The organism is Luteitalea sp., from assembly GCA_009377605.1.
Lineage (GTDB): Bacteria > Acidobacteriota > Vicinamibacteria > Vicinamibacterales > Vicinamibacteraceae > WHTT01.
The window spans coordinates 27,282-42,860 of the sequence record WHTT01000039.1; the positions used below are offsets into that span (position 1 = coordinate 27,282).

General features: G+C 66.3%; 9 protein-coding genes. 7 read left to right on the plus strand and 2 right to left on the minus strand.

The window, feature by feature from the left end:
- Positions 1 to 6 precede the first annotated feature (6 nt).
- Genes GEV06_14520 through GEV06_14545 form a run of 6 tightly spaced genes read left to right on the plus strand, consistent with a single transcriptional unit; the run spans position 7 to position 12,094 of the window.
- Positions 7 to 1,527 carry an acetyl-CoA carboxylase biotin carboxylase subunit gene (locus tag GEV06_14520; protein MPZ19109.1) on the plus strand — a complete coding sequence of 507 codons (1,521 nt, stop codon included), beginning with the start codon at positions 7 to 9 and terminating at the stop codon, positions 1,525 to 1,527.
- Between the two features lie 42 nt (positions 1,528 to 1,569).
- A complete protein-coding gene (locus GEV06_14525) occupies positions 1,570 to 2,079 on the plus strand; it encodes an acetyl-CoA carboxylase biotin carboxyl carrier protein subunit (GenBank protein ID MPZ19110.1) in 510 nt (169 codons plus the stop codon).
- A gap of 10 nt (positions 2,080 to 2,089) precedes the next feature.
- Complete coding sequence (locus GEV06_14530; protein MPZ19111.1) at positions 2,090 to 6,220, plus strand: hypothetical protein; 4,131 nt, start codon at positions 2,090 to 2,092, stop codon at positions 6,218 to 6,220.
- Positions 6,210 to 9,263 (plus strand): BamA/TamA family outer membrane protein, encoded by a 3,054-nt coding sequence (locus tag GEV06_14535; protein ID MPZ19112.1) that lies wholly within the window; start codon positions 6,210 to 6,212, stop codon positions 9,261 to 9,263. The genes GEV06_14530 and GEV06_14535 overlap by 11 nt, the downstream gene beginning before the upstream one ends.
- Positions 9,264 to 9,286: 23 nt before the next feature.
- Positions 9,287 to 9,871, plus strand: coding sequence for a hypothetical protein (locus tag GEV06_14540; GenBank protein MPZ19113.1), 585 nt, complete (start codon positions 9,287 to 9,289; stop codon positions 9,869 to 9,871).
- A gap of 30 nt (positions 9,872 to 9,901) precedes the next feature.
- Positions 9,902 to 12,094 carry a hypothetical protein gene (locus GEV06_14545; protein MPZ19114.1) on the plus strand — a complete coding sequence of 731 codons (2,193 nt, stop codon included), beginning with the start codon at positions 9,902 to 9,904 and terminating at the stop codon, positions 12,092 to 12,094.
- Here GEV06_14545 and GEV06_14550 read toward each other — a convergent pair.
- Both GEV06_14550 and GEV06_14555 read right to left on the minus strand, forming a co-directional pair.
- Complete coding sequence (locus tag GEV06_14550; protein MPZ19115.1) at positions 11,894 to 13,207, minus strand: phospholipid carrier-dependent glycosyltransferase; 1,314 nt, start codon at positions 13,205 to 13,207, stop codon at positions 11,894 to 11,896. The two genes, GEV06_14545 and GEV06_14550, sit on opposite strands and share 201 nt — an antisense overlap.
- Positions 13,120 to 13,938, minus strand: coding sequence for a CPBP family intramembrane metalloprotease (locus tag GEV06_14555; GenBank protein ID MPZ19116.1), 819 nt, complete (start codon positions 13,936 to 13,938; stop codon positions 13,120 to 13,122). The genes GEV06_14550 and GEV06_14555 overlap by 88 nt, the downstream gene beginning before the upstream one ends.
- 100 nt (positions 13,939 to 14,038) lie before the next feature.
- Between GEV06_14555 and GEV06_14560 the strand changes: the two genes are divergently transcribed.
- Entirely contained in the window at positions 14,039 to 15,439 is a 1,401-nt protein-coding gene (locus GEV06_14560; GenBank protein MPZ19117.1) for a response regulator, read from the plus strand.
- The last annotated feature ends 140 nt before the right edge of the window (positions 15,440 to 15,579 follow it).

Consider the following 15,579-nt stretch of genomic DNA (forward strand, 5'->3'; position numbering starts at 1 on the left):
TTCGACGTGCGCAAGATTCTCGTTGCAAATCGTGGAGAGATTGCCATTCGCGTGATGCGTGCGTGCCGGGATCTCGGCATTCGGAGCGTCGCAGTCTTCTCCGACTGCGACCGCGCAGCGCTTCACGTGCGGTTTGCAGACGAGGCGTACTACCTGGGTCCGAGCCCGCCCGCCGAGAGCTACCTTTGCATCGACCGCCTGGTGGAGCTGGCGCGGCGTGCGGAGGCAGACGCGGTGCACCCAGGCTACGGCTTCCTGGCGGAGAACCCGGCGTTCGCCGAGACATGTCGGCAGGCGGGCCTGACGTTCGTCGGACCATCGACCGACGCCATTGCCCGCATGGGCAGCAAGACCGCCGCCCGTGAGATCGCGCAGTCAGCCGGTGTTCCGGTCGTGCCCGGGACGGACGGACCGGTAAGTCCTCAGCTCTCCGATGCGGAGGTCGCATGCCTTGCGAACGAGGTCGGCTACCCGTTGCTCGTCAAGGCAATTGCGGGCGGTGGTGGCAAGGGGATGCGCTTGGTGCGAACAGCGGACGAGCTGCCGGGCGCGATACGACTCGCGCGCTCCGAGGCAGGCTCGGCGTTCGGCGATACGGCTGTGTACTTCGAGCGACAGCTCGAACGGGCTCGGCACGTCGAGATTCAGCTCCTCGGCGACGGGCAGGGCACCATCGTGCCGTTCGTGGAGCGCGAATGCTCCGTACAACGGCGCCACCAGAAAGTCATCGAGGAATCACCGTCGCTCGCCGTGACGCGCGCGCTCCGTGCCCGAATGGCGGAGGCCGCCGTTGCTGTGGCTCGCGCTGTCGCGTATACGAACGCCGGCACGATAGAGTTCCTGCTCGATCGAGACGGCCAGTTCTATTTCTTGGAGATGAACACACGCCTCCAAGTCGAGCACCCAATCACGGAAGCCGTCACCGGCATCGACCTCGTGGCGTGGCAGATTCTGATCGCGCAGGGCCATCGTGTGACGCTCAAAACGGCACAGACCCTCAGACCAAACGGCCACGCCATCGAATGCCGCATTTACGCCGAGGACCCGGATGTCGGCTTCTTGCCATCACCCGGGCAGATCGTGGCGCTTTCGCCGCCCGGGGGGCCAGGCATTCGTGACGACTCCGGCGTGCAAAGTGGCTCTGAGGTCCCGGTGTTCTACGACTCTCTGTTGTCGAAGCTGGTCGTGTGGGGAGAGGATCGGCCGCAAGCGGTCCAACGCATGCTGGGGGCGCTTGGCGAGTATGACGTTCGAGGGATCAAGACCACCATTCCGTTCTTTCGATGGATGCTGCGCACACCCGAGTTTCAACGCGGCATCTTCGACACGACGACACTCGATGCGATTCTTGCGGGTCGGCGCGGCGACTCCTTCGAAGAGATCTCGGCAGAGGGTGAGGAGACCGCCGTGGTGGCTGCAGCACTGCAGTCCTTCCTCGATGCATCGGCCGTCCTGCCGGAGGGCGGCCGCTCATCGATGGCCGTCAGTAACTGGAAGTCCACCGGCCGGCGGGAGGGGTCGCGATAACGGCGGTGCCAGGTGCGGTACCGATCCTCCTGAGGAGCCGGGTTGACCTTTGAGATCGAGGTGAACGGTCGCGTGCGCACGGTGGCGGTGGAACGCCTCGCCAGCCCGCCGGATCACTATCGCGTGACCGTCGACGGCCTGCCTGCGGTCGTGGGCGCAGTGCGGCTCGACGGGGCCACGTTGTCGCTGTTGTGGCCGGACGGCGGGAGCCGTGAAGTGCGGTTTGGACCACGTGATGCCCGCGGCATCGTCCGCGCGCACCTGCGCGATGAAAGCGTGGATCTCGTCGTGAACGGTCGGCGGTTACGACGGGGTGGCCTCGCAGTGGGCGAAAGCGGTATCGTGCAGATTGCGGCGCCGATGCCCGGCAAGGTACTGCACGTGTATGCGACGGTCGGTGAGGAGGTGGCGGCGCGGCAGCCGCTGGTCGTGGTCGAAGCAATGAAAATGGAGAACGAGCTGTCGGCGCCGAGAGCGGGCCGGGTCAAGGCTGTGGTGGTCGTTGAAGGGCAATCGGTCGAGGCTGGACGGGTGCTCGTCGAGATGGAGTAGAGGCGAACCTATGCACGAGCATGTCCCGCCGTCGGTCCAGCGTCAAATCCGCCTTCGCGCTTCGCGCTACAGTGGACGAATCTGGCGTGTGATCCGCCCGCTGCTCCTCCTGACCGTCGCGCTCCTGGCCGCCGCAAGTGTCTCACTCGTCACGGTTGATCTTGGGCCATCTCTCCGGGCCCGCGCCGAGCGCGCGGCATCGCGGGGCATTCAGCGGCCGATACACATCGGTCGACTCTCGATTCGGCTCCTGACCGGCCGCTTCCAGCTCGACGACGTGGTCATCGACGGATTGACATCGCAGTCGCGTCCGTTCCTTGTCGCGAAGCGTATCGAGGTCGGTCTGCCCTGGTGGACGCTGTTTCGCCGAGAGCTCGTGCTCGACACGATTGAGATGCGTGGCTGGCGCATGCTGGTCGAGACATTTCCTGGCGGCCGCCACAGCGTCCCGAAGTTCCCCTCGTCCAGGCCCTCAGAGTCGGGTCGGAGCGGCTCGCGCGGGTTCGTGACGACGCTGCGTCTCATGCGGGCAAGCGACGGCCATTTCACCTACTTGGATCATGGTCTGCCCTGGAGCACGGAGGCGGCCAACCTCGAGATTGTCGTCAGCAAGTCGGACAAGTACCGCGGGGAGGCGACGTTCCATGATGGGCGCGTGCGGATACAGGACTTCGTGCCGATGTCGGCAGCGATGCGCACCAGGTTCACGATCGAGGGCGGTCTCGTCCACTTCGACCAGATCGATCTCGACACCGACGGCGCACGTTCACAGCTGGTCGGGAGCGTCAACCTTGGACGATGGCCGGAGCAGTTCTATCGTGTCGAATCGCGGCTCGACTTTGCGCGGCAGCGCGAGCTGTTCTTCGCCGACCAGCGCTTCCGCGTGAGCGGCAGCGGCGACTTCGCAGGGACGTTTCGGGTCTTCAAGGGAGGACACGAGCTGAAGGGGCGCTTTGCCAGCAGCGAGGCCCGCCTGAACGCCTACCACTTTGGCAATCTCGACGGGGCGCTCACCTGGACGCCTGACCGCTTTCAGGTGACGAATGTATCGTCAGCGGTTCTGGGCGGACGAGCGCGGTTCGATTACGTGATTCGCAGGCAGGCCGACGGACCGCGATCGACACGTTTCGAGGCCGCCTATCGAGATATCGATCTTGCGGAGTACACGGATCTCGTCGAGCTGCACGGGCTCCGCCTGGCGGGTCGTGCAAGCGGGGAGAACGTGCTCGAGTACCCATTGGGGCGGTTCAGCGAGCGTCGCGGAGGCGGCCGAATTCAGGTCGTGCCGCCGGAGGGGGTCTTGGTGCAGGGGCGTGCCCTGGCTTCGCGCGTGGCGTCCGAGCGGTCGCGCCCGTCCGCCGGACGTCGAAGTCGGGCCGACGCGCCGTTGGAGCAGGTCGCGTTGGCTGGTGCGCTCGCGTATCGGTATGACCCTGAGTGGGTGAGCTTCGAGCGGGGCGAGCTTGCCACGCCAGATACCTACGTCACCTTTGCCGGCCGTACGGCGTGGGGTGCCAAATCGACGATTCCGTTTCACGTGACGAGCGGTGATTGGCAGGAGAGCGATCGCTTGCTCGCGGGCATCATGACGGCTGCGGGCCGGCCGACGCAGGCCATCGAGATTGGCGGGCGCGGCCAGTTCGACGGCGTGCTCACCGGCGCCATCGGGCAACCGCGCATCGAAGGCCGGTTCGCAGCTTCCGGCATGCGAGCGTGGGATGTGTTGTGGGGACAGGCGACCGGGGACGTGATCGTAGACGAAGGCTATGCCACGGTGAAGCGCGGCCGTGTCCGGAACAACCGTTCGACGATCGATGTCGACGGCCGTTTCGCGCTCGGCTCCCGGCCGGTGAATGGCGGCGATGAGATCAACGCTCGTTTGCGCATCGATCAACGCCCAATCGCCGATCTCCGCCACGCGTTTGGTGTCGACGACTATTCGCTCGACGGCCACCTTTCCGGTGATCTGCATCTCTACGGTCGCTACGGGGCGCCGTTCGGCGACGGTCGCATCGAGATCGAGCGCGGCGCTGCCTGGCGTGAGCCGTTCGACGTCGCCTCTGCAAACCTGCGGTTCGAGGGCAAGGGCGTGCGCCTCGACGCTGTGACGCTGCAGAAGTCGACAGGTCGGATGACCGGCGCCGCTTATGTCGGGTGGAACGGCACGTACTCGTTCAGCGCAGACGGAAGACAGCTTCCTATCGAAGGTCTCACGCGGCTGCAGATGCCGCGAGTGTCGCTCACGGGTCAGCTCCGGTTCACAGCATCCGGCAGCGGCACATTCGCATCGCCGCGTTATCTCGTGCGTGGCAGCGTCGACGATCTGTACGTGGGCGATGAGGCGGTGGGCCAGGTGCGCGGCCAGTTCTCGGTCGATGATGAGACCCTTTCGATCACGCAGCTCGAGGTGGCCTCCACGCGCCTTGCGCTGTCTGGCACGGGCCGCATTGCGCTGACCGATCGCGCCGACGCTGACCTGTCGTTCCGCTTCAACGACACGTCCGTCGAACCATACGCACGGCTGTTGTTCCCGAGCCTGTCGCGTGATGCTCACGCGGTGGCGAGCGGCACCATCCGGCTCGTCGGTGCGCTCGCGCATCTCCCCGACCTGCGTGGCGAAGCGCGCATCGAGCGCTTCAATCTCGACGTGCTCGACTATCGCATCCGGAACGACGGCCTGCTGCGCTTCTCTCTCGGCCAGCAGGAGGTGAAGGTGGATCGGTTGCGCTTGGTGGGCGAGGGCACAGCGATCGAGGTTGCCGGCGAGGTCGGTCTCGACGGGCGGCGGCTGAGCCTGGGCCTGCTCGGCGATGCGAATCTGAGCATCTTGCCGGGCTTCGTGCGCAATGTGCGCAGCTCCGGCGCCGCAGAGGTGCAGGCCACCATTCGCGGCTCGCTCCATCGTCCCGAGATCGTCGGAGGCGCCATTCTGGCCGACGCGCGGGTTCGCCACTTCGCGCTGCCGCACAGCGTGGAGCAGCTCAACGGCCGTGTGGCGTTCGATAGCTCCGGGGTGCGCGTCGACAGCCTGACAGGACGGATTGGCGGCGGAACCGTGCGCTTCGACGGGCACATTGGCGTCGAGCATTTCGCGTTGGCCGAGTACGGCCTGACAGCCTCGGGGACCAATATGCGCGTCCGGTTTCCCTCGAGCTTCCGCTCGACGGTCGATGCAGAGCTCGCGCTGCGAGGGGCCGCGAGCGCGCCCACCCTGTCTGGCCGTGTCAGGGTGCGCGATGCGGTGTTCGTGCAGGGACTGGACACGGCCGGCTCGGGCCTGTTCGGCCTCACCGCCGTTGGGCCACCACAGCCGCCGCCGACAACGACGACGACGTCAAGTCCCGAGAAGGGCATTCCGCTCCAGCTCGACGTGCGCGTCGAAGCGCCGGGCACCATTCGTGTCGACGACCGCGACATGCGTCTCACGGCAAACACGGACCTCACACTGCGCGGCACCTACGACGAGCCGCAGCTCTTCGGTCACGGCGAAATCGTGCGCGGGGAGATCTTCGCCGAGGGCAAGCGGTACGAGGTGACGCGTGGCGTGGTGAACTTCTCGAACCCGACCAGGATCGAGCCGTTCTTCGACGTGGAGGCGGAGACGCGCGCTCAAGTCCCCGGCCAGGTCTATCGCGTCACGTTACGGGCGTCCGGAACACCTGATCGGTTCGTCTTCGATCTGAGCTCGGATCCACCGCTCGCCGAGGTCGACATCCTGGGGCTGCTGTTCGGCGAGACCGCTGACCCGCAGGACGCGGAGCTGCGCGCCCTGCGCGAGCCCAACCAGGCCGAGCGCGATCTCATCGCGACGCGGGCGCTCCGGATGCTCGCCAACCCGGTCTCATCAGAGGTGGGACGGGCCGCCGAGATCGCGCTCGGCGTCGATACGGTGCAGATCACGCCGGCGCTCGGTGATATCTCAGCCGAGACCGCTGCACGTCTCGACCCGGGCGCGCGTCTCACGATTGGCAAGCGCTTCTCGGATCGCGTGTACCTGACCTACGGACGCTTGCTGACCTCCTCGCGTCGCGATCAGCTCATCCTGCTCGAGTACAACCACAGCGACCGGCTGTCGTGGGTCCTTTCGCAGAACGAAGACGAGACGTACGCGCTCGATGTCCGCGTAAGGCATGTGTTTTGATGGGGGCTCGCTGTCGAGCGCGAGGCCTGTAGGCCCCGCGCGACCTGCCGGGTGCGTGGTGTCGAGCGCTCGTGCCACGCGACGGGGCCGCGCGTGCCTGACCCTTCTCTTCACGTTTGTGCTCCTCGTCTCGGTCGCTCATGCGCACCAGGACGATCGAGACGAGGCGATCGCAGAGCTCGTCGGGAAGCCGATCACGAGCGTCCGCATCGAGCGTGACGGCGAGGAAGTGGACGAGCCGCAAGTGCGGGCGCTCGTGCTCACAGCGCCGGGACAACCGCTCGCCCTCGATGCCGTTCGTCAATCCCTGTTCCATCTCGTCCACCTCGGACGCTTCGAGGACGTCCGCATCGCGGCCGAGCCGGACGGCCGCGGCGTGCGGCTGACCTATGTCCTCGTTCCGATTCGGGCGATCACCACGCTCCGCTTCGCCGGCACACTCGGTCTACCGGAACGGACGCTGCAGAGTGCCATCGTCGATCGTCTCGGCTCGTCTCCGCCTGCTGGGCGCATGGCAGAAGCAGTCGCGGCGCTGCGGGCCGCCTATGCCGATCACGGCTTCCTCCGGCCATCGATCGACACCGCTGTCCAGGCCACGCGTGACGAGGATGAGCTCGTGCTCGTCTTCAACATTGATGCAGGCGTACGCGCGCGGGTGGGTGAGATCATCGTCGAGGGCGACCCGCTCGTCCCGGTGCCGCAATTGCTGCGAGATCTCCGCTTGGGTCGCGGACAGTACGTGGACCGACCAGACGTCGACCAACGGATTGACGACTACACCGCCGAGCTGCGGCGTCGTCGCTACTACGAAGCAACGATCTCTCTCTTGACAAGTCAAGGGAGCGATCAGTCGACGATTGACGTGTCAATCCAGGTGGCACCGGGGCCGCTCGTCACGTTGCGCTTTGCCGGGGATCCGCTGCCGGGTGACGCGGAGCGCGATCTGGTGCCACTCGAACGTGAGGGCGCAGCCGACGAGGACTTGCTCGAGGATTCGAAGCGCCGCATCGAGGAATATCTCCGGAGTCGCGGGTACTGGCGCGCCGAGGTGAGCTACCAACGGACGCGTCGCGGTGACACTCTCGACATCGTCTTCACGATACGACGCGGACGTGCGTACGTCACGCGACGCGTGACGTTCGAAGGGGGCGCCATGGTGCCGGAGGCGGAGCTGCGCCCACTCGTCACGCTGCCGGAGGGAGAGCCCTTCGTCGCCTCGGAGGTCGACCGGGCGACGCGGGCGCTCCTCGCGCAGTATCATCGGCGCGGTCTTGCTGCGGCGGAGGTCGAAGCGCGGGTCGATGATCTAACGCCGGATAACGCGGCGGCGAACGCGCCGGGCGCAGTGGCCGTTCGCTTCGTCGTGAGCGAAGGGCCGCAGACGATGGTTGGCCGTGTGGCGATCACCGGCGCGCACGGCCTTTCCGAGGCGGAGCTCCGCAAGGTACTGACGACGAAGGCGGGGGCGCCGCTATCGGTGGCGCGTGCGGGTGCCGACCGCGACGCGCTCCAACGGCTCTATCTGGATCGCGGCTTTCGGCAGGCGCGGGTCGAGGCGGTGTTCACCCGCGTTCCGACGACGACGGATATCGATGTGACCTACCGCCTGGATGAGGGGCCGCAGACCCTGGTCGATCGCATCTTGGTCGTGGGCAACACGCGAACGGACGCCGAGACGATCGTGCGAGAGGTGACGCTCGAGCCGGGCGGGCCGCTTGGCTTCGCGGACGTCGCGGAGAGTCAGCGGCGGCTGTCGGCGCTGGGCCTGTTTCGTAGCGTCCGCATCACGGACGCAGGGGATGTCGGCCGCATGCGCCGGGACGTGATCGTCGCCGTCGAGGAGGCGCCAGCCACAACGGTTGGATACGGCGTCGGTATCGAGGCGGGTGAGCGGCTGCGGCGAGTGGCCGACACCGATGGCGGTGTCGGCACGCGGCTCGAGTTTGCCGGGCGAGGCTTCTTCGAGATCGGCCGGCGCAACCTCTGGGGCAAGAATCGGGCGGTGAACCTGTTCATGCGCGCGAGCCTCAGACCGCGGGAAGCGCCGGAGGATCCGGAGCGTGACGGCAGCGGGCTGGCGTTCAATGAGTACCGCGTGGTGGGCACGTACCGGGAGCCGCGGATGCTCGATCTGGGCGCGGACGTCAATGTGCTGGCTTTTGGGGAGCAGGCGATTCGATCGAGCTTCAACTTCCGACGCGGTGGCATACGGGTTGATGTGTCCCGGGCGCTGACGCGACGGCTCACCGTCATCGGCCGGTATGGCTTCGGTCGCACGGAGCTGTTCGACGTGCGGGTCGCGCCGGAGGACCAAATCACGGTCGATCGGTTGTTCCCACAGGTGCGGTTGTCGACGCTGGCCTTTTCGGTGATCAACGACACGCGCAACGATCCCCTCGATCCGAGCGCGGGTACCCTCATCAGCATGGATGGCGAGCTCTCCGCGCGCGCAATCGGGTCGGAGGTCGGCTTCGTGAAGGGGTTCTGGCAGGGCTTCGTCTATCGTCGGATGCCACAGATGGAGCGCACGGTCGTGGCGCTCGGCGCGCGGCTCGGTCTGGCGGAGGGGCTGGCGCGTCCCGTGCCGGTGACCGACGAACAGGGCAACGCGATCATCGGCTCGGACGGCACTCCGGTGCAGGAGGAAGTGCGTGATGTCCCGATCAGCGAGCGCTTCTTCGCTGGTGGCGATACCACGGTGCGCGGCTTCACGCTCGATCGGCTCGGCGCCCCGAACACGCTCGACCGCAACGGTTTTCCGACGGGCGGGAACGCGCTCGTCGTGCTCAATGCGGAGCTCAGGTTTCCCCTGTGGCGGTCGCTCGGCGGCGTGCTGTTCACCGATGCGGGTAACGTGTTCCGGCGAGCTGCAGAGCTCGCGCTGGACGAGATCCGAGGGAGCATCGGGTTCGGCCTGCGCTACAGGTCGCCCATCGGTCCCGTGAGGGTCGACTGGGGCTTCAAGCTGGATCGTCAGACATTCGTCAGCGGCGAGCGTGAAGACCGCTCCGCGTGGCACGTCAGTATTGGGCAGGCGTTTTGAGGAAGAACGATGGTGGAAGACACATGACGCCGGCCCTGACGCGAGCATGCGCCATCGTCTGTCTAGGCTTCGCCACAGCGAGTGCCACGGTCGGGGTAGTAGAGGCTGGCATGCTGGCCGCTGGAGCACGAACGTCATCGCGCCAGCCGGTCACGATTCTCGACCGCCTGTTCGCGACTGTTGCCGGCCACCCGATCGCGCTCTCGGACGTGCGCGCGGCACGGCTGCTGGGCCTGGTGCCGGAGACGGAAGACACGGCCGCCGTGGTCGAGCACTTGATTGATCGTGAGCTGATGCGAATCGAGGTGGAGCGTTTCGCCACCGCCGAAACGCCGGCCGAAATCATCGACCAGCGACTGGCGGCCGTGCGCCAGCGTCTGTCGCGCCCCAGCGCCTTCGAAGAGGCTGTCCGCTCGACGGGCTTGACGGTCGACCAGCTGCGCGCAGTGATACGCGACGAGGTGCGCATCGAGTCGTACCTCGAGCAGCGTTTTGGGGCGACCGCCGCCGATGAGCGATCCGAAGCCATTGACGACTGGGTCGCGAGCCTGCGCCGACGAGTAGAAATCAGGAAACAGGGTTCAGGAATCGGGATTCCTGACTCCTGACCCCTGATTCCCGATTCCTGAATCCTGATTATGTCTCGGGTCATTGCGGCCATCGTGCTTGCCTTTCTGGTCGCGTTCCCTGTTCAGGCGGCGCTTCTGACCCCTGCGGTCGCCTGGTGGTTCAAGCTCGCGTGGCTGGGGCTCGTGGCGATCGGCGTGCTCCGGCCGTCTTGGTCGCCCGCCATCCTCGTTGTCGCGACGCCGCTCTCGCCAATCCTGCCGGTGACCTGGCCTGCGATTCCGGCCGGTCTCGTGCACCTCACGATCATGAGTCAGGCGCTGCCGTTTCTCGCGCGCGTTGTGATCGGGCGTGTGGCATCGCCACGAGATCCAGTCACGGCGTCATGGGCACTCGTGGTCATCGTCGCGCTGTCGACGCTCGCGGGACCACACCTGGGCTACCTGCTTGCGGGAGGGTCGCTCGACGCGTGGTGGTTGGAGGTCCAGCTAAAGGCAGCACGCTACGTCTTCGAGCCGACGCCATCGCTGTCGTTTGGGGGCGTGGTGAGCTGCACGGTGCTGCTCGACGGTCTGCTCGTCGCGGCGATGGTGGTGAAGCTCACCACGGCCGAGGCGCGGCGGCCGCTGCTCGCCGCGGCGGCCGTGACGGCGGCCGTTGTCGCAGGTGTAGGTATCGTCCAGTCACAGACGCTGGTTGGCTTGAGCCCGCTCTGGCGCTTCTTCGATCCGGGAATCGTCCGTGTCAACGCCACCTACACGGATCCCAACGCCCTCGCCGCGTACTTCGCCCTGCTCGCGTCGGTCATTGCAGGGCTCGCGGGTGGCACGACCGGCTGGCGCCGCATGCTCTGGCTGGTGATATTCACGACGGTGGTGCTGGCGCTCGTGATGACGGCCGGCCGCATGGGTCTGCTCGCCGCGATTGCCGGCCTCGCTCTGCTGGTGGTTGGCGCGTTGAGGCGCGATCTCGACCGCGTCGATGCGTTCGCCGGCGTGCGACGTTATACCAGGCGAGCGGCGACGGCCGCGGCCGTGGCGCTCGGGCTGCTCCTTGGTACGGCGGTTGTCGTGGGCACTACGCTCGACATACGGCACGACGAACAGACCTCCTATGTGCGCACCTGGCTCTACACGTTCAATCTGCGCCAACCGGCGGACAACATTGCAAAGGGGCGTTTGGCCATCTGGGGCATCGTTGGCCGCATGATTGCGGACCACCCTGTGTACGGCGTGGGCCCTGGCCAGTTGTTCGAGCAGTTTCCGCGCTATCTGACCCCAGCCGACAGGTTCTCGCCCGGCACGACCCTGAGCGCGCACAATACCTTTCTCTCGATTACTGCGGAGCTTGGACCTGCCGGCCTTGCGGCTTGGTTGGTGCTGCTCTTTGCCGTCTACCGGAGCGCGTTCGATCCGGCGTTGCTCGTCGCACGGACCTCGGCTACGTGGCCGTCGCTGGGCCTGGCGACGGGGTTGGCGGCGTACGGGCTCACGATGGTCACCGGTGACCGCACTGTGCTGCGCGAGGACGTGGTCATGTTTGCGGCGATGGGTGCGCTCGCCGCGGCCGGCCGCGTCCAGAGCGGCACCGGTTGGGCGACGCACGGCTGGCGGCGCTCGCTTCGCCGCGTCATGCGCCTCGTCGTGCTCGCCGTGCTGCTGATGACCACCGCTCGGGCAGCGCTCGCGAGTCGACGTATCGACGTCATGGACGTGGCGTTTGGCCTGTACGGTCTCGAGCGAGATCCTCACGGCGTGCCGTTTCGCTGGACCAGCGGCGCGGCCATGGTTCCCGTTCGCGCCGACGCGCGCCGAGTCACCATCAGAATACGTAAGCTCGCGCCGATCGCGCAGCGCATTCGAGCGCGCTTCGACGGGCGCCTCCTTCATGACTCCGTTGTGACCGCTGATGGATGGCGGTCTCTTCACTACGTTGTTCCACCCTCCGATCTGGGCCGGCCCCACTACTTCCGGATTGAGGTCACACCGACCTGGCCACTAGAGCTACAGGCGCGCCCGTTGGGTGTCATGTTGGGGGACGTGGAGGTTCAGAGCTCACGACTCTCACCTCGAACCTCGGACTACGACCGGCGTTCGGGCCAGTGTGCGGGCAACGTGGAGAGCGCTCAGAAGCGGCGGCAGCACCGCGACAACGGTGAGAGCGGCAATCAGCGCCGTCCGCGGGGCCCGCGCAATCTCGAACCGGCGGAGCTGGCTGACGCCAGACACGACGGCAATGGCGGCCAGCAGGCAGGTCGCCGGTAGCAGCGTCAGCACACGCGCGTCGACTAGCGACACGCTGCAGCCGGCAAGAACCGCGACAATGGGGAACCCCGTTGCCAAGGTCCAGCGCGTGCGACCGGGGCCCTTCACCGCGCGCACGATGCCGAGGGCCATGCCGCCAATCATGAGCAGCATGGCCGGCCAGCCCAGCTCGCCGGTGAGGTGCCCGACCGGCACCCACCACGCAGCCGGTGGATCCGTCGCGGCGCGCTCGGTCGCGCGGCGCGCAACGTCGTTCAAGAACCAGGGCAGGTCGAGCAGGACGAAGGGGCAGCTCGCAACGTAGAGCACGAGTGCGCCGCCCAGTGCGGCTATGCCGCAGACGCGTCGCGAAGGGACCGCGGTGAGCGTCATCCAGGCCGCCGTCAGCGGTAAGGCGACCGCCAGCGCTGCGACGGGACTCATCGCCGCGGCGAGCCCAGTCGCGCCGCCCGCCAAAGCAAATGCCCGCCACGTGGGGCGTTCCGCGGCGCGGATCGAGAGCAGGAAGCCGAGGGCCAGCAAGAAGACCGCCGGCACATCGGGCGTGAGAAAGTGGGACGCGCGCACGTGAGAGGGCATCACCGTCATCAGGCCCGCGCCGAGCAGCGCGTGCCGCGCACCCCATCGAAGCCCGATCTGGAACACAATCCAGACCGTTGCCGTGCCGCAGAGGGCAACCGTCAGGCGGCCCCAGAACGCGAGCGCCTCGGGCGTCAGCTCACCGACCGACGTGAACGTTCCGCCGGCAACACCAGCCAGGAACCTGGCCACCGCGACGGGAACCAGGAGATACGAGAGCAGCGGCGACGGATCGAGACTGCTCGGGTGCCAGAGATTGCTCTGGAGCGCGACGATGACGCGTGACAGAACGACGCGCTCGTCGTCGAGAAGCGTGCCGGGTAAGCCATGACCGAGCGACCACAGTCGCAGGAGCAGCGCGCACAACAACACGAGCGCGAGATTGACCACCGACACGCGCATGTCGCTTGCTTCACGCCATTCACGTTCTTGGGGCACGGCGCCCATCATGCCAGATCCATGACGTGAAAGACTACCTCTACGGTATTGAAGATCGCGTGCGACACGACCGGAGCGACAATGCTCCGGCGCCATAGGTACACGACGCCCCACAGGAGGCCGAACAACCCTGTCAGCAGCGCGGCGTCATACCCTTGAAGGAGGTGCCCGAGGCCAAAGGCGAGGCTGAAGATAGCCAGGCCGAGCCGGGCGCCGCCCAGGTGCTGCTCGAAGCGGTGGAGCACGAAGGCTCGCTGGATTTCCTCACGGAGCCCACCGGCGACGATCGCCACCATGGCGAACAGCGCGGCGCTGCCAGCGGATTCGAGCAGGGCCTCGAACGGGTTCGTGGGGACGTTGTGCAACCGCGGCAGATACCGCTGAACGATCAGCCCCACGATGCCGGCCATTCCCAGCAGGACGGGCACGAGGCTGACGCCGAGCAGCGCTTCGCGGAGCGTGCGGCGGTTGCCCAACAGCACGCTCGCGGGTCGTTCGCCGCGGAGTCGCAGGAACGTCCAGACGAGACCGATCACCAGGGCGGCATCTGCGAGCGACAGGAGAACGACGAAATCGAGGCGAATGGCGCCGCGACCATCGCCAGCCGTAATGCCAAAGGCGAGGAGCGCGAATGCCAACAACAACTGTGTCGGATAGCCTGAGCACAGCAGCACCTCGCAGAACGACAGCCAGCGATCGCGCGCTGGCACGCGCGGTCGCGGAGTCGCTGCTCGGGCCGCGGCCCCGTCGGGCCATTCCGCGGTGTTGGATTGGTCCGGAGGAGGTTCCGCGCGGTTCGGAATCGCGGGAAAGTTATCGGAAGACACGAGCGGTCACGATGGTTGCGACTCTAACACAAGTGTTAAACTTCAGGTTTACCTACAGGAGGTCTCTGCGGTGGGTTCCCAGGAAACTGAAGGGTTGGCGATGTCGGAGCTGGCAGCAACGACAGGCGGCGGTGGTGAGCGCGTCCTGGTCGTAGAAGATGACCGAGCGGCGCTGACTGGACTGACAGAGCTCATCACAGCCTGGGGCTACGTCACCGAGGGTGCGATTGACGGCGAGGAGGCCCTCCACAAGGTGACGACTTTTCGGCCCGGCATCATCGTCACCGACCTGGTGATGCCCCGCCTCGATGGCCTCGGCCTGTTGCGGGCCTTGCAAGACCAGCTTCGGGACATCAGCGTCATTATCTTGACGGCACAGGGGACCGTAGAGACCGCCGTGGATTCTATCAAGGACGGCGCCTACGATTACCTCACGAAGCCGGTCGACCCGCAGCGGTTGCAGATTCTGCTGAACAAGGTGGTCGAGCGGCACCAGACGCTGCGCGAGGTCAAGCAGCTCCGTCGTCAGCTTCGGGATCAGGGCAGCTTCGGCCGCATCGTGGGCAACACGCCGGCGATCCGCAGGCTGTATCGCGTGATCGAGCAGGCGGCGCCCACGGCCGCTTCCGTGCTCATCTGGGGCGAGTCGGGCACTGGCAAGGAGCTCGTCGCCCAGACCATTCATCAGCTGAGCCAGCGCGCGCAGCAGCCATTTGTCGCGATCAACTGCGCGGCGATTCCGGAGACATTGCTCGAGAGTGAGATCTTCGGTCACGAGAAGGGGGCGTTCACCGGCGCCGTGGACCGGCGCCAAGGCTGCTTCGAGCTCGCGCATCGCGGCACGCTCCTTCTCGACGAGATCGCCGAGATGGTGCCCTCGACGCAGGTGAAGCTGCTGCGGGTGTTGCAGGAACGAACCTTTCGGCGTATCGGCGGGCAGCGAGAGCAAGCGGTGGATGTGCGGATCATTGCGGCGACCAATACGAACCCGACCGACGCCGTGCAGAAGGGAAAGCTGCGCGAGGATCTGTACTATCGCCTCAATGTGTTCTCAATCGAGCTTCCGTCGCTCCGCGAGCGCCATGAGGACATCCCGCTTCTGGTGCAGGCGTTTCTCGGAGAGTTCAATACGCGCAATGGGAAGTCCGTTTCTGCGGTGCACCCCGACGCCATGCGCGTGCTCGAGCGCTATCCGTGGCCGGGAAACATCCGGGAGCTGCGCAATGTGATCGAGCGCGCCGTGATCCTTGCCCCTGGGGAGTTCATCGAGGTCTCTCATCTTCCGCCGACCATGCTCGAGACGCGCGAGGTGCCGCGCGATGAGACGACGCTGACGTTGCGACCAGGGATGTCGGTCGACGAGGCGGAGACGGAGCTCATCAAGCTGACGTTGCAGCACACCGGCTTCAACAAGACTCGAGCGGCAGAGACGCTCGGTATCAGCTTGAAGACGCTGCACAACAAGCTGAATCGCTTGAAGGTGCGTGAGGCGGAGAAGTAGGGTGAGGCGGTGAAAGGGTGACAGGGTGAGGGGGTGACAGAGTGACAGGGTGAAGGGGTCACAAGGTAACACGGTGAAAGGGTGAAGGGCGGCGGTGACTTGGGCGACCGCACCCCGTTCCTCCGTTGGTCACCTTGTCA

What these genes read in the sequence shown, in the direction of transcription:
- GEV06_14530 (MPZ19111.1), top strand. Translation starts at nt 2,090, where the DNA reads ATGCACGAGCATGTCCCGCCGTCGGTCCAGCGTCAAATCCGCCTTCGC.
- GEV06_14535 (MPZ19112.1), top strand. Translation starts at nt 6,210, where the DNA reads ATGTGTTTTGATGGGGGCTCGCTGTCGAGCGCGAGGCCTGTAGGCCCC.
- GEV06_14540 (MPZ19113.1), top strand. Translation starts at nt 9,287, where the DNA reads ATGACGCCGGCCCTGACGCGAGCATGCGCCATCGTCTGTCTAGGCTTC.
- GEV06_14545 (MPZ19114.1), top strand. Translation starts at nt 9,902, where the DNA reads ATGTCTCGGGTCATTGCGGCCATCGTGCTTGCCTTTCTGGTCGCGTTC.
- GEV06_14550 (MPZ19115.1), bottom strand. Translation starts at nt 13,207, where the DNA reads ATGGCGCCGGAGCATTGTCGCTCCGGTCGTGTCGCACGCGATCTTCAA.
- GEV06_14560 (MPZ19117.1), top strand. Translation starts at nt 14,039, where the DNA reads ATGTCGGAGCTGGCAGCAACGACAGGCGGCGGTGGTGAGCGCGTCCTG.